Origin of the sequence: Pseudomonas sp. CJQ_9 (genome assembly GCF_043106615.1) — a bacterium.
In the GTDB taxonomy this organism is placed as follows: domain Bacteria; phylum Pseudomonadota; class Gammaproteobacteria; order Pseudomonadales; family Pseudomonadaceae; genus Aquipseudomonas; species Aquipseudomonas juntendi.
In genome coordinates this window covers 1-12073 of the sequence record NZ_JBICMS010000104.1, presented here as the reverse complement: position 1 = coordinate 12073, position 12073 = coordinate 1, and the positions used below count along the sequence as shown (strand labels likewise).

At 63.0% G+C, this 12073-nt stretch carries 10 protein-coding genes and 1 tRNA gene; 5 read left to right on the top strand and 6 right to left on the bottom strand.

The features are described from left to right. Positions 1 to 79: 79 nt before the first annotated feature. Together ACF8SD_RS23875 and bkdR are read right to left on the bottom strand one after the other, a co-directional pair. Complete coding sequence (locus tag ACF8SD_RS23875; RefSeq protein ID WP_392485274.1) at positions 80 to 1420, bottom strand: MFS transporter; 1341 nt, start codon at positions 1418 to 1420, stop codon at positions 80 to 82. Between the two features lie 230 nt (positions 1421 to 1650). Then, complete coding sequence (gene bkdR, locus ACF8SD_RS23870; RefSeq protein WP_003254485.1) at positions 1651 to 2136, bottom strand: Bkd operon transcriptional regulator BkdR; 486 nt, start codon at positions 2134 to 2136, stop codon at positions 1651 to 1653. A 198-nt stretch (positions 2137 to 2334) separates the two neighbouring features. On the opposite strand from bkdR, the gene ACF8SD_RS23865 reads away from it, so the two are divergent. Genes ACF8SD_RS23865 through lpdA form a run of 4 tightly spaced genes read left to right on the top strand, consistent with a single transcriptional unit; the run spans position 2335 to position 7290 of the window. Beyond that, on the top strand, positions 2335 to 3567 hold the full coding sequence (locus ACF8SD_RS23865) for a 3-methyl-2-oxobutanoate dehydrogenase (2-methylpropanoyl-transferring) subunit alpha (RefSeq protein WP_392485273.1): 1233 nt from the start codon (positions 2335 to 2337) through the stop codon (positions 3565 to 3567). Between the two features lies 1 nt (position 3568). Next, positions 3569 to 4627 carry an alpha-ketoacid dehydrogenase subunit beta gene (locus ACF8SD_RS23860; RefSeq protein WP_110678709.1) on the top strand — a complete coding sequence of 353 codons (1059 nt, stop codon included), beginning with the start codon at positions 3569 to 3571 and terminating at the stop codon, positions 4625 to 4627. Beyond that, positions 4628 to 5908 carry a dihydrolipoamide acetyltransferase family protein gene (locus ACF8SD_RS23855; protein WP_392485272.1) on the top strand — a complete coding sequence of 427 codons (1281 nt, stop codon included), beginning with the start codon at positions 4628 to 4630 and terminating at the stop codon, positions 5906 to 5908. Between the two features lie 2 nt (positions 5909 to 5910). Beyond that, positions 5911 to 7290 carry a dihydrolipoyl dehydrogenase gene (gene lpdA, locus ACF8SD_RS23850; RefSeq protein ID WP_392485271.1) on the top strand — a complete coding sequence of 460 codons (1380 nt, stop codon included), beginning with the start codon at positions 5911 to 5913 and terminating at the stop codon, positions 7288 to 7290. An 81-nt stretch (positions 7291 to 7371) separates the two neighbouring features. Here lpdA and ACF8SD_RS23845 read toward each other — a convergent pair whose 3' ends face one another. The 3 genes from ACF8SD_RS23845 to phnN form a co-directional block, all read right to left on the bottom strand. Then, positions 7372 to 8370: a sensor domain-containing diguanylate cyclase gene (locus ACF8SD_RS23845; RefSeq protein ID WP_110678703.1), complete on the bottom strand. Its 999-nt coding sequence runs from the start codon at positions 8368 to 8370 to the stop codon at positions 7372 to 7374. A gap of 216 nt (positions 8371 to 8586) precedes the next feature. Next, positions 8587 to 8663: transfer RNA gene (locus tag ACF8SD_RS23840), tRNA-Arg, on the bottom strand. A 108-nt stretch (positions 8664 to 8771) separates the two neighbouring features. Continuing rightward, positions 8772 to 9368, bottom strand: coding sequence for a phosphonate metabolism protein/1,5-bisphosphokinase (PRPP-forming) PhnN (gene phnN, locus ACF8SD_RS23835; protein ID WP_392485270.1), 597 nt, complete (start codon positions 9366 to 9368; stop codon positions 8772 to 8774). 347 nt (positions 9369 to 9715) lie between these two features. Between phnN and ACF8SD_RS23830 the strand changes: the two genes are divergently transcribed. Continuing rightward, positions 9716 to 10042, top strand: a complete 327-nt coding sequence (locus ACF8SD_RS23830; protein WP_009681471.1) for an Arc family DNA-binding protein — start codon at positions 9716 to 9718, stop codon at positions 10040 to 10042. A gap of 212 nt (positions 10043 to 10254) precedes the next feature. Here the strand turns inward: ACF8SD_RS23830 and mgtE are convergent, their stop codons facing one another. Continuing rightward, on the bottom strand, positions 10255 to 11697 hold the full coding sequence (gene mgtE / locus ACF8SD_RS23825) for a magnesium transporter (protein WP_392485268.1): 1443 nt from the start codon (positions 11695 to 11697) through the stop codon (positions 10255 to 10257). Positions 11698 to 12073 lie beyond the last annotated feature (376 nt).

The following is a 12073-nucleotide window of genomic DNA, read 5'->3' as shown; positions in this document are numbered from 1 at the left end:
TCCTACAGGTCTGCACAGCCCTCGAGGCGGGCGGTGACCCTGTGGGAGCGGGCGGGCCCGCGAAGAGGCCAGCACAGGCTTACACTGACTTGCTCGCTTCTTCAGCCTCGGGCGCCTGTTGCTCGGCCCCCTTCTCTTGCGCCTCGGTATCCTCTGCCGCCACCGGTGCCTGCATTACATCCTGCACGGTCTGCTCATCCACGCGCGGGTCCAGGGCCGCCGACAATGGCGAACCGGCCGCCGGCATCGCCACGTGACCAAGCGGTGCGTCCTGCACTTGGTGCAAGCCGGTAACCGCCTTCGGCCGGATGCGCCACACCAGCACCAGCGCAAAGAACACGAAGAAGGCATACAACATCTGCGCGCCCAGCACCTTCATCAGCACGCCAGCCGCCAATGGCCCGATACAGGCGCCCACGCCGTAAGTCACCAGCAGCATCGCGGTCAACGACACCCGCCGCTCACTTTCCACGTGGTCGTTGGAAAACGCCACCGCCAGCGGATACAGGCAGAACTGCAAGAGCGAAATCACGAAGCCGATGCCGAACAGCAACTCCAGCGGCACGCTGGGCAGTATCGCCAACGGCGCAGCCGCCAGCGCCAGGCCCACCGCCACGCTGCGGATCAGTACCGCCCGGTCGTAACGGTCGGACAACCAGCCCAGCGGCCACTGCACCAGCAGGCCGGCAAAGATGCAGCTACCCATGAACAAACCAATCTGCTCCGTGCTCATGCCCTGGCTGGAGGCATACAACGGCGCCAGGCCGTAGAACGAACCCACGATCAGCCCCGAGCCGAGCACGGTGCTGAGCGACTGCGGCACGCGCTTGATGAAGAACTTCGGCTCCATCGGGGCCGGGCGCAAGGGTGCCGGGTGAATACGCCGGGTCATGGCCACCGGCACCAGGCACAGGGCAAAGCACATGGCCACCAGCATCAGCAGTTCCGGGCCTAGCGCCGGGTGTACCACCAGGATCAGCTGGCCGAGCACCAGGCCCAGGTACGAGGCAATCATGTACCCGCTGAACACCGCGCCGCGGTGCTTCACATCCGCCTGCTCGTTGAGCCAACTCTCGATGACCATGTACTGGCACATCATGCCCAGGCCAACGATCATGCGCAGGCCGACCCAAGCCGGCAGCCAGTTGGTCAGCCCATGGCCGAGCACGGCCGCGCCAACGATGCCGGCGCAGGTGGCATAGGCACGTATGTGCCCGACCCGACCGATCAGCCGGTGGCCGACCTTGCCGCCCACTGCCAGGCCAAAGTAGTTGGCCGCCATCAAGGCACCCACCCAAAGGCTGTCGACGTGGTCGGCAGCCAGGCGCAGGGCGAGGTAGGTACTGAGCAGACCCGAGCCGATCAACATCATCAGCGCGGCGAAATACAACGACTGAAACGGCTTCCATACATTTCGCATAGGTACCGAGGAGCTCCCTGGTCAGGTGGCGGGGTGCTAGCAGCATAAGGGCAAAACCCGCTCGGCGCAGGCCCCCTTGAGCGATTTGCCGCCATGGCGGCGTGTCCGGTGCAGGTGGTGTCGCGATCAGGCTGGTACCGCCAGCACGCGCTGCTCGGCACGGCTGCTGGCGACCTAGCCTTCGATGAATTCGCAGTTCAACAGTTCCCACGCCAACGGCGCTGCATGGCTCACTCGCGCAAGGTCATGCCATTGGCTGGCAACGGCAGGGCGGTTTTGTAGCGCACCTGCTTCAGGGCAAAACTCGAGCGGATATTGGCCACACCCGGCAACCGCGTCAGGTAATCGAGAAACCGCTCCAGCGCCTGGATGCTGGGCAGCAGTACCCGCAGCAGATAATCCGGGTCACCGGTCATCAGGTAGCACTCCATCACCTCAGGCCGCTCGGCGATTTCTTCCTCGAAGCGATGCAGCGATTGCTCCACCTGTTTCTCCAGGCTGACATGAATGAACACGTTCACGTCCAGCCCCAGCACCTCAGGCGACAACAACGTCACCTGCTGCCGGATCACGCCCAGCTCTTCCATGGCCCGCACCCGGTTGAAACAGGGCGTGGGCGACAGGTTCACCGAGCGTGCCAGCTCGGCGTTGGTGATGCGGGCGTTCTCCTGCAGGCTGTTGAGAATGCCGATATCCGTACGATCGAGTTTGCGCATGAGACAAAATCACCAGTTTTTTTTGGTTATACGGAATGTTTATCTGCCGCGCACAGCAAAGGCAATCAACTTGAGAGAAAAATTCTCCGGCCGGGCCACTAAGATGTAGGTGACGCTGACCTGCCAGTCACAAGCCGGCACTCAGCGGCGGCCGCTTCAAAGCTCACAAAAACAAATACCCGAGCGAGCGTAAAAAGCATGAACGAGTACGCCCCCCTGCGTTTGCATGTGCCCGAGCCCACCGGCCGGCCAGGCTGCCAGACCGATTTTTCCTACCTGCGCTTGAACGACGCAGGTCAAGCCCGCAAGCCCCCGGTGGATGTCGATGCTGCCGACACCGCCGACCTTTCCTACAGCCTGGTCCGCGTCCTGGACGATCAAGGCAACGCTCAGGGCCCGTGGGCCGCAGACATCGACCCGCAGGTCCTGCGCCAGGGCATGCGCGCCATGCTCAAGACCCGAGTGTTCGACAGCCGCATGGTGGTTGCCCAACGCCAGAAGAAGATGTCTTTCTACATGCAGAGCCTGGGCGAGGAAGCCATTGGCAGCGGCCAGGCACTGGCGTTGAACCGCACGGACATGTGCTTCCCCACCTATCGCCAGCAAAGCATCCTGATGGCCCGCGACGTGTCACTGGTGGACATGATCTGCCAGTTGCTGTCCAATGAGCGCGATCCGCTCAAAGGCCGCCAGCTGCCGATCATGTACTCGGTACGCGAGGCCGGCTTCTTCACCATCAGCGGCAACCTGGCCACCCAGTTCGTGCAAGCCGTCGGCTGGGCGATGGCCTCGGCGATCAAGGGCGATACCAAGATCGCCTCGGCATGGATCGGCGACGGCGCCACCGCCGAGTCGGACTTCCACACCGCCCTGACCTTCGCCCACGTGTACCGGGCACCGGTCATTCTCAACGTGGTCAACAACCAGTGGGCCATCTCCACCTTCCAGGCCATTGCCGGTGGCGAATCGACCACCTTCGCCGGGCGCGGCGTGGGCTGCGGCATCGCCTCGCTGAGGGTCGACGGCAACGACTTCGTCGCGGTGTACGCCGCCTCGCGCTGGGCCGCAGAACGCGCGCGCCGTGGCATGGGCCCCAGCCTGATCGAATGGGTCACCTACCGCGCCGGCCCGCACTCGACTTCTGACGACCCCTCCAAGTACCGCCCCGCCGATGACTGGAGCCACTTCCCGCTGGGTGACCCAATCGCCCGCCTGAAGCAGCACCTGATCAAGATCGGCCACTGGTCCGAAGAAGAACACCAGGCCACCACCGCCGAATTCGAAGCGGCGGTGATCGCCGCGCAGAAAGAGGCCGAGCAATACGGCACCCTGGCCAACGGCCATATCCCGAGCGCCGCCTCGATGTTCGAGGACGTGTACAAGGAGATGCCCGACCACCTGCGCCGCCAACGTCAGGAACTGGGGGTTTGAGATGAACGACCACAACAACAGCATCAACCCGGAAACCGCCATGGCCACCACCACCATGACCATGATCCAGGCCCTGCGCTCGGCCATGGATGTCATGCTTGAACGCGACGACAATGTAGTGGTGTACGGCCAGGACGTAGGCTACTTTGGCGGCGTGTTCCGCTGCACCGAGGGCCTGCAGGCCAAGTACGGCAAGTCGCGCGTATTCGACGCGCCGATCTCCGAGAGCGGTATCGTCGGCACCGCGGTCGGCATGGGCGCCTACGGCTTGCGCCCGGTGGTGGAAATCCAGTTTGCCGACTACTTCTACCCTGCCTCCGACCAGATCGTTTCCGAAATGGCCCGCCTGCGTTACCGCTCGGCTGGTGAATTCATCGCCCCGCTGACCCTGCGCATGCCCTGCGGCGGCGGCATTTACGGGGGCCAGACCCACAGCCAGAGCCCGGAAGCCATGTTCACCCAGGTGTGCGGCCTGCGTACCGTCATGCCATCGAACCCGTACGACGCCAAGGGCCTGCTGATCGCCTCGATCGAATGCGACGACCCGGTGATTTTCCTGGAGCCCAAGCGCCTGTACAACGGCCCGTTCGACGGCCACCACGACCGCCCCGTGACACCCTGGTCGAAACACCCGCACAGCGCCGTGCCCGACGGCTACTACAGCGTACCGCTGGACAAGGCCGCCATTGCCCGGCCAGGCAATGACGTGACCGTGTTGACGTACGGCACCACCGTGTACGTCGCCCAGGTGGCAGCCGAAGAGAGCGGCGTCGATGCCGAAGTGATCGACCTGCGCAGCCTCTGGCCGCTGGACCTCGAGGCCATTGTCGCGTCGGTGAAAAAAACCGGCCGCTGCGTGGTAGTGCACGAGGCCACCCGCACCTGTGGCTTTGGTGCCGAACTGGTGTCGCTGGTGCAGGAGCACTGCTTCCACCACCTGGAGGCGCCAATCGAGCGCGTCACCGGCTGGGACACCCCCTACCCTCACGCACAGGAATGGGCTTACTTCCCTGGGCCTTCGCGGGTAGGTGCGGCACTGAAAAAGGTCATGGAGGTCTGAATGGGCACGCACGTCATCAAGATGCCGGACATTGGCGAAGGCATCGCGCAGGTCGAGTTGGTGGAATGGTTCGTCAAGGTCGGCGACACCATCGCCGAAGACCAGGTGGTGGCCGATGTCATGACCGACAAGGCAACTGTGGAAATCCCTTCGCCGGTCAGTGGCAAAGTATTGGCCTTGGGCGGCCAACCCGGGGAAGTGATGGCGGTCGGCAGCGAGCTGATCCGCATCGAGGTGGAAGGCAGCGGTAACCATGTGGATGTGCCGCAAGCCAAACAGGTGGAAACTGCAGCTGCGCCGGCAGCGCCGGTGGCGGCCAGGGCAGCGCCGCAGGAACCCGTGACACAGGCCGCCTGCCAGGCGCCGGCTAACCACGAAGCCGCGCCCATCGTGCCGCGTCAGCCGGGCGACAAGCCGCTGGCTTCGCCCGCCGTGCGCAAGCGCGCCCTGGATGCGGGTATCGAACTGCGCTACGTGCATGGCAGCGGCCCGGCCGGGCGCATTCTGCACGAAGACCTCGACGCCTTCATGAGCAAGCCGCAAAGCAGCACTGGGCAGGCGCCGAATGGCTATGCCAAGCGCAGCGACAGCCAGCAGGTGCCGGTGATCGGCCTGCGCCGCAAGATTGCCCAGCGCATGCAGGACGCCAAGCGCCGGGTCGCGCACTTCAGCTACGTGGAAGAAATCGACGTCACGGCCCTCGAAGCCCTGCGCCAGCAGCTCAACAGCAAGCACGGCGACAGCCGCGGCAAACTCACCCTGCTGCCGTTCCTGGTGCGTGCGCTGGTGGTGGCGCTGCGTGATTTCCCGCAGATCAACGCGACCTACGACGACGAAGCGCAGGTCATCACCCGCCATGGTGCGGTGCATGTCGGCATCGCCACGCAAGGGGACAACGGGCTGATGGTGCCGGTGCTGCGCCACGCCGAGGCAGGCAGCCTGTGGGCCAACGCCAGCGAAATCACGCGCCTGGCCCATGCCGCGCGCAACAACAAGGCCAACCGCGAAGAACTGTCCGGTTCGACCATCACCCTGACCAGCCTCGGAGCGCTGGGCGGTATCGTCAGCACGCCCGTGGTGAACACGCCGGAGGTGGCGATCGTCGGCGTCAACCGCATGGTCGAGCGGCCGGTGGTGATCGACGGCCAGATCGTCGTGCGCAAGATGATGAACCTGTCCAGCTCGTTCGACCACCGGGTGGTCGATGGCATGGACGCCGCCCTGTTCATCCAGGCCGTGCGTGGCCTGCTCGAACAACCTGCCTGTCTGTTCGTGGAGTGATCATGCAACAAACCCTACAAACCACCTTGCTGATCATCGGCGGCGGCCCTGGCGGCTATGTCGCGGCCATCCGCGCCGGGCAACTGGGCATACCCACGGTGCTGGTCGAGGGCCAGGCGCTGGGCGGTACTTGCCTGAACATCGGCTGCATCCCGTCCAAGGCACTGATCCACGTGGCCGAGCAGTTCCACCAGGCAACCCGCTACACCGAAGCCTCACCGCTGGGCATCAGCGTGGCTTCGCCGCGCCTGGACATCGGCCAGAGCGTGGCCTGGAAGGACGGGATCGTCGACCGCCTGACAACCGGGGTCGCCGCCTTGCTGAAAAAACACGGAGTCAAGGTTGTGCATGGCTGGGCCAAGCTGCTCGACGGCAAGCAGGTCGAGGTCGATGGCCAACGTATCCAGTGCGAACACCTGCTACTGGCCACCGGCTCCAGCAGCGTTGAACTGCCGATGCTGCCGCTGGGTGGCGCGGTCATTTCCTCCACCGAAGCGCTGGCACCCAAAGCCCTGCCCCAACACCTGGTGGTGGTGGGCGGTGGTTACATCGGCCTGGAGCTGGGTATCGCCTATCGCAAACTGGGCGCGCGGGTCAGCGTAGTGGAAGCGCGCGAGCGCATTCTGCCGACTTACGACACTGAACTGACGGCACCGGTGGCGGAGTCGCTGAAAAAGCTGGGCATCGCCTTGCACCTGGGCCATACCGTCGAGGGTTACCGAGATGGCTGCCTGCTGGCCAATGATGGCCAGGGTGGGCAGTTGCGCCTGGAGGCTGACCAGATACTGGTGGCGGTCGGCCGCCGACCACGCACCCGCGGCTTCAACCTGGAATGCCTGGACCTGAAGATGAACGGCGCCGGCATCGCCATCGACGAGCGCTGCCAGACCAGCATGCACAATGTCTGGGCCATCGGTGACGTGGCTGGCGAGCCGATGCTGGCGCACCGGGCCATGGCCCAGGGCGAGATGGTGGCCGAGATCATCGCCGGCAAAACCCGCCGTTTCGAGCCGGCAGCCATTGCCGCCGTGTGCTTCACCGACCCGGAAGTGGTGGTGGTCGGCAAAACCCCGGAGCAGGCCAGCCAGCAGGGCCTGGACTGCATCGTCGCGCAGTTCCCGTTTGCTGCCAATGGCCGGGCCATGAGCCTGGAGTCGAAAAGCGGTTTCGTGCGCGTGGTGGCGCGCCGTGACAACCATCTGATCGTGGGTTGGCAGGCGGTTGGCGTGGCCGTTTCCGAGCTGTCCACGGCGTTTGCCCAGTCGCTGGAGATGGGCGCATGCCTGGAGGATGTGGCCGGCACCATCCATGCCCACCCGACGCTGGGTGAGGCGGTACAGGAAGCGGCACTGCGCGCCTTGGGGCACGCCCTGCATATCTGACACTGAAGCGGCCAAGGCCGATTTGGCCCGCGGCGCCGTGAGGCGCCGCGGGTCTTTTTTTACTCACGGGGCCGGCACAGGCTACTCGGCTATGACGTTCTTGCCATTACCCTTGGCCCGGTACAGCGCCTGGTCCGCCCGCGCCAGCAGCTCAACCTGGTCCTCACCGCCGCGCCGCTGCACCACGCCGTAGCTCATGGTCAACCGGCAGTCGCCTACCGGCTCCAGCTGCTGTACGGCCTGGCGCAGGCGCGTTGCTACGTCCAACGCCTCGCTCAGGGCGGTCTGCGGCAGCACGATGATGAACTCGTCACCCCCCCAACGCGCCAACAGGTCAAAATCACGCAGGCAGCTGCGCAGGTTTTCCGCCACCTGCACCAATGCCCTGTCACCCTGCGCGTGGCCATAGCGGTCATTGATCGGCTTGAAATCATCCATGTCCATGGCAATCAGTGACAACGGCTGGCGAAAGCGCTGAGCGCGCTGACACTCCAGTTGCAGCTCCTTTTCCAGCCGGTAGCGACTGGCGACGCGGGTCAGGGCATCGCGTTCGGCCAGCTCGCGGTTTTCATCCAGCTGGCGCTGCAACTGCTGGTTGACCCAGGACAGTTCGCGGGTTCGTTCGGCAACCAGGCTCTCCAGCGATTGGTTCTTCTGTTGCAGCTGCGCAACCAGGCGCTTGCCAGCGTCAATGTTGCGGTGCGCACCGAGCATGCGTGCCACCGAGCCATCGGCGTTGCGGTCGATGATGTAGCCAGTGTCCTCGATCCACAGGTAACTGCCATCCTGGCAGCGGCAACGGTACTCGATAAGGTAACGCTCGGTGCGCTGCTCGATGTAGGCCTCGAAATGCGCCATCACCCGGGGGTAGTCTTCGGGATGGATCACACTTTCCCAGGTGAATACCGAGTTGGCCTTGGAATGGTTGGCATAGCCCAGCATGGCGTACCAACCGGGGTTGCGATAAACGTAGCCGGTGTTGGCGTTCCAATCCCAGATGCCATCGCTGACCAACTCGAACAAGGTGTGCAACTGCTGCTCACTGAAGCCGGCGGGCGCCGGCCTGGTTTCCTGATTCATGCGCTCTCCCTGATGCCCAGCAACTGCGTGCCCATCAAGGGGCTGCCGACATTATGTGTTTGCCGCAGGCGGCAAGATCATGTCTGTCAGTGGCAAGCATAAGCCTGGCGCTGGGAGACCGGAAGAGATCCAACGGCGTCTATTTTTACCGGCCATGACGGCCTGATCGGCGGCAAGCCTCAGGGCTTTGGAGATGGAGGCAAACAGAGGGGGAAATGGCGTCCCAGGCAGGAATTGAACCTGCAACCTTCCCCTTAGGAGGGGGATGCTCTATCCAATTGAGCTACTGAGACGCAAACACCGGCAGCGAGCGCTGCACAGCGGGACGGCGAGCATGTTAACCAGCATGCCAGCGTTTGTCATGCCTGTACCGGGCTTTTTCGCGTAATCCTTTTCTGGCACTACGTCGCCCCGGGCAGCACGCCCGTTTCGCGCAGCAGTGTGAACAGGCCGGCGACGGCTGTTTCCAGGCGCTTGGAATTGTCCAGCACATGCACGGTGGGGTCGCTGGTGTGCTGTAAACGTGCATTACGGGCAAGGCGCTGCTCGACTTGCGCCGCCGTTTCCCGCCCGCGGGCCAACAAGCGCTCGCGCAGCACTTCGGGGCTGACTTCGACCAGCACCGCCAACAGGTCCGGGTAACGCGCACGGGCTTCGGCCAAATAGGCGCGCGAGCCATTGACCAGCACCGGCCTGCCCGCTTGCAGCCAGTGGTCCACCTGCACCGCAATCCCATAGTCCAGGCCATTGGCCTGCCAATGCATGGCGAACGCGCCCTGCGCGAGCAGGGCCGCAAATTGCTGCGGGGTTACGCCATGGGCCGCTTCGCCCACCGCTTCTGCCGAGCGGGTAATGACCCTGCGGGCGATTTCCACGCCGGCGGCAGCCAGTTGCTCACGGGAAGCTTCCAGGATGGAATCCTTCCCGGACCCTGACGGGCCCATCAAAAATATCAGCCGCCCTGCCCCTGATCGGCGGTCACTTGCGTCATGTTGCATAGCCACTATGCTCTATGGAGGGAACCCGGCGCATTCTAGGGGTTTTCCTGGTCTTTTGCTGTTTTTTACCAGTTTTTGACGGCAAAAGGCTGACGGTCAGGCGAGCCGGAGCATGTAAAACTTTTCAAACCAGTACTCATTTCTGATAATTGGTACTGGCACAAAGCCTTTACCCGGCTCACTATTTGTCACAGAATTGACGCCAAGGAAACGGCGACCTTGAGGCAAGATGAGCATCCAATTTTCACTGACGGTTGAACATTTTGTCGCCACGACGGTCGTATTTTCACCCCCCGTGCGGCCAATTTGAGAACCGCTTCCCCTGAACCAAAATCCGGTCAATTTATATGCGCCCAATGAAACAGGCTATTTATTCGAGCCGCACCGCTGACAAGTTCGTCGTCCGCCTGCCAGACGGAATGCGTGAGCGCATTGCCGAGGTAGCGCGCAACCATCACCGCAGCATGAACTCCGAAATCATCGCACGCCTGGAGCAGAGCCTTATCCAGGAAGGCGCGTTGGGTGACGAGCTGAGCATGCGCCTGGACAGCCCGGAGCTGTCCCTGCATGAACGCGAGTTGCTGCAACGTTTCCGTCAGCTCTCCCACCGCCAGCAAAACGCCTTGGTTGCGCTGATCGCGCACGATGCAGAGATGGCAGCCGACGCTTCCTGAAGGTTGCCAGCGGATACAAAAAAGCCAGCGTCAGCTGGCTTTTTTGTGGGTCACTACAGGGAATTCGCCCCCGGTAGGAGCGGCCTTGTGTCGCGAAAGGGCCGCAGCGCGGCCCCGGCAATGTCGGCTGTAACGCCAGAACCCGGGGCCGCTGCGCGCCCCATCGCGACACAAGGCCGCTCCTACCGGGATCGCGTAAGGCAAGAAAGGGGTTACAGCAAGAATAGCGTCGCCAGCCCCAGGAAGATGAAGAACCCGCCACTGTCGGTAACAGCCGTGATCATCACACTCGCGCCCATCGCCGGGTCCCGCCCCAGTCGCGCCAGGGTCATCGGGATAAGCACGCCCATCAGCGCGGCCAGCAACAGGTTGAGGGTCATCGCTGCGGTCATCACCACCCCCAATGACCAGCTGCCATACAGCCAGAAAGCCACCGCACCGATCACCCCGCCCCACACCAGGCCGTTGATCAGCGATACCGCCAGCTCTTTACGCATCAAACGGCTGGTATTGCCCGGCGACACCTGATCCAGCGCCATGGCACGGACGATCATGGTGATGGTCTGGTTACCGGAGTTGCCACCAATACCGGCAACGATCGGCATCAACGCGGCCAAGGCCACCAGTTTTTCAATCGAACCCTCGAACACGCCGATCACCCGCGAAGCCAGAAACGCGGTGATCAGGTTGATCGCAAGCCAAGCCCAGCGGTTGCGGAATGAACGCCAGACCGAGGCGAAGATATCCTCTTCTTCCCGCAGACCGGCCATGTTGAGGACTTCGCTCTCGCTTTCCTCACGAATCAGGTCGACCATTTCGTCGATGGTCAAACGGCCGATCAGGCGTTCGCTCTTGTCGACCACCGGTGCCGATACCAGGTCGTAACGCTCAAAGGCTTGCGCGGCATCGTAGGCATCTTCCTCGGGCTGGAAAGACACGGGGTCGGTCGCCATGACCTCCGCGACTTTCTTCTCCGGGTCGTTGACCAACAGACGCTTGATCGGCAACACCCCTTTGAGGATGCCGTCGTAATCGACCACGAACAGTTTGTCAGTATGGTTGGGCAGTTCTTTGAGGCGGCGCAGGTAGCGCAGCACCACTTCCAGGCTGACGTCTTCGCGGATGGTGACCATCTCGAAGTCCATCAGCGCACCGACCTGCTCCTCGTCGTAGCTCAGCGCGGAACGCACCCGCTCGCGTTGCTGCGCATCCAGCGTTTCCATCAGCTCGTGGACAACGTCACGCGGCAACTCAGGCGCCAGGTCAGCCAGTTCGTCGGCGTCCATTTCCTTGGCAGCCGCCAGCAGCTCGTGGTCGTCCATGTCGGCAATCAGCGACTGACGTACGGAGTCGGAGACCTCGAGCAGGATGTCGCCGTCGCGATCCGAGCGCACCAGCTGCCAGACCGTCAGGCGGTCTTCCAGGGGCAAGGCTTCGAGGATGTAGGCGACGTCGGCGGGGTGAAGGTCATCGAGCTTGCGCTGCAACTCGACGAGGTTCTGGCGGTGGACCAGGTTCTCGACCAGGTCGTTGTGCGCACCTTCCTGGCGGTGGGTCAGGTCTTCGACCACACGCTGGCGCTGCAGCAACTCGATCACCTGGGCCAGGCGATCCTGCAGGCTGTCCTGCGCTCTTTTTACTTCTACTTCGGTCATAGGCGAACTCCACTCCCAGCAGCGGAGCACGCCGGGAGAATCAATCGGTCAGATCTTTCGGTATGAATCGTGTTAGCGAGTAACTACTGGGTAAGTCCATGGTGGTTTTCCACAAGCCCCGGCGGGGCTGACGGGCGCAATCATACACTGCTAAAGCTGTCAGATCGCTTAAATTTTTGGCTAGAACAATCGTTTGCGCGATAAAGCTAGGACAACGCACGAAGCCAACAGTGCGACGGTTGTCATGGGGACGAAAGCACATTGAATTGCGCATATGTCGCGTCAGTGCACCTTGGGGCAGCGAAGCGCCCCGGGCCACAGCACAATCTTTACAGGAAAGCTTAGATCGCCTTGACCGACAATTCTGTGACACGCA

What these genes read in the sequence shown, in the direction of transcription:
- ACF8SD_RS23875 (WP_392485274.1), bottom strand. Translation starts at nt 1,420, where the DNA reads ATGCGAAATGTATGGAAGCCGTTTCAGTCGTTGTATTTCGCCGCGCTG.
- bkdR (WP_003254485.1), bottom strand. Translation starts at nt 2,136, where the DNA reads ATGCGCAAACTCGATCGTACGGATATCGGCATTCTCAACAGCCTGCAG.
- ACF8SD_RS23865 (WP_392485273.1), top strand. Translation starts at nt 2,335, where the DNA reads ATGAACGAGTACGCCCCCCTGCGTTTGCATGTGCCCGAGCCCACCGGC.
- ACF8SD_RS23860 (WP_110678709.1), top strand. Translation starts at nt 3,569, where the DNA reads ATGAACGACCACAACAACAGCATCAACCCGGAAACCGCCATGGCCACC.
- ACF8SD_RS23855 (WP_392485272.1), top strand. Translation starts at nt 4,628, where the DNA reads ATGGGCACGCACGTCATCAAGATGCCGGACATTGGCGAAGGCATCGCG.
- lpdA (WP_392485271.1), top strand. Translation starts at nt 5,911, where the DNA reads ATGCAACAAACCCTACAAACCACCTTGCTGATCATCGGCGGCGGCCCT.
- ACF8SD_RS23845 (WP_110678703.1), bottom strand. Translation starts at nt 8,370, where the DNA reads ATGAATCAGGAAACCAGGCCGGCGCCCGCCGGCTTCAGTGAGCAGCAG.
- phnN (WP_392485270.1), bottom strand. Translation starts at nt 9,368, where the DNA reads ATGCAACATGACGCAAGTGACCGCCGATCAGGGGCAGGGCGGCTGATA.
- ACF8SD_RS23830 (WP_009681471.1), top strand. Translation starts at nt 9,716, where the DNA reads ATGCGCCCAATGAAACAGGCTATTTATTCGAGCCGCACCGCTGACAAG.
- mgtE (WP_392485268.1), bottom strand. Translation starts at nt 11,697, where the DNA reads ATGACCGAAGTAGAAGTAAAAAGAGCGCAGGACAGCCTGCAGGATCGC.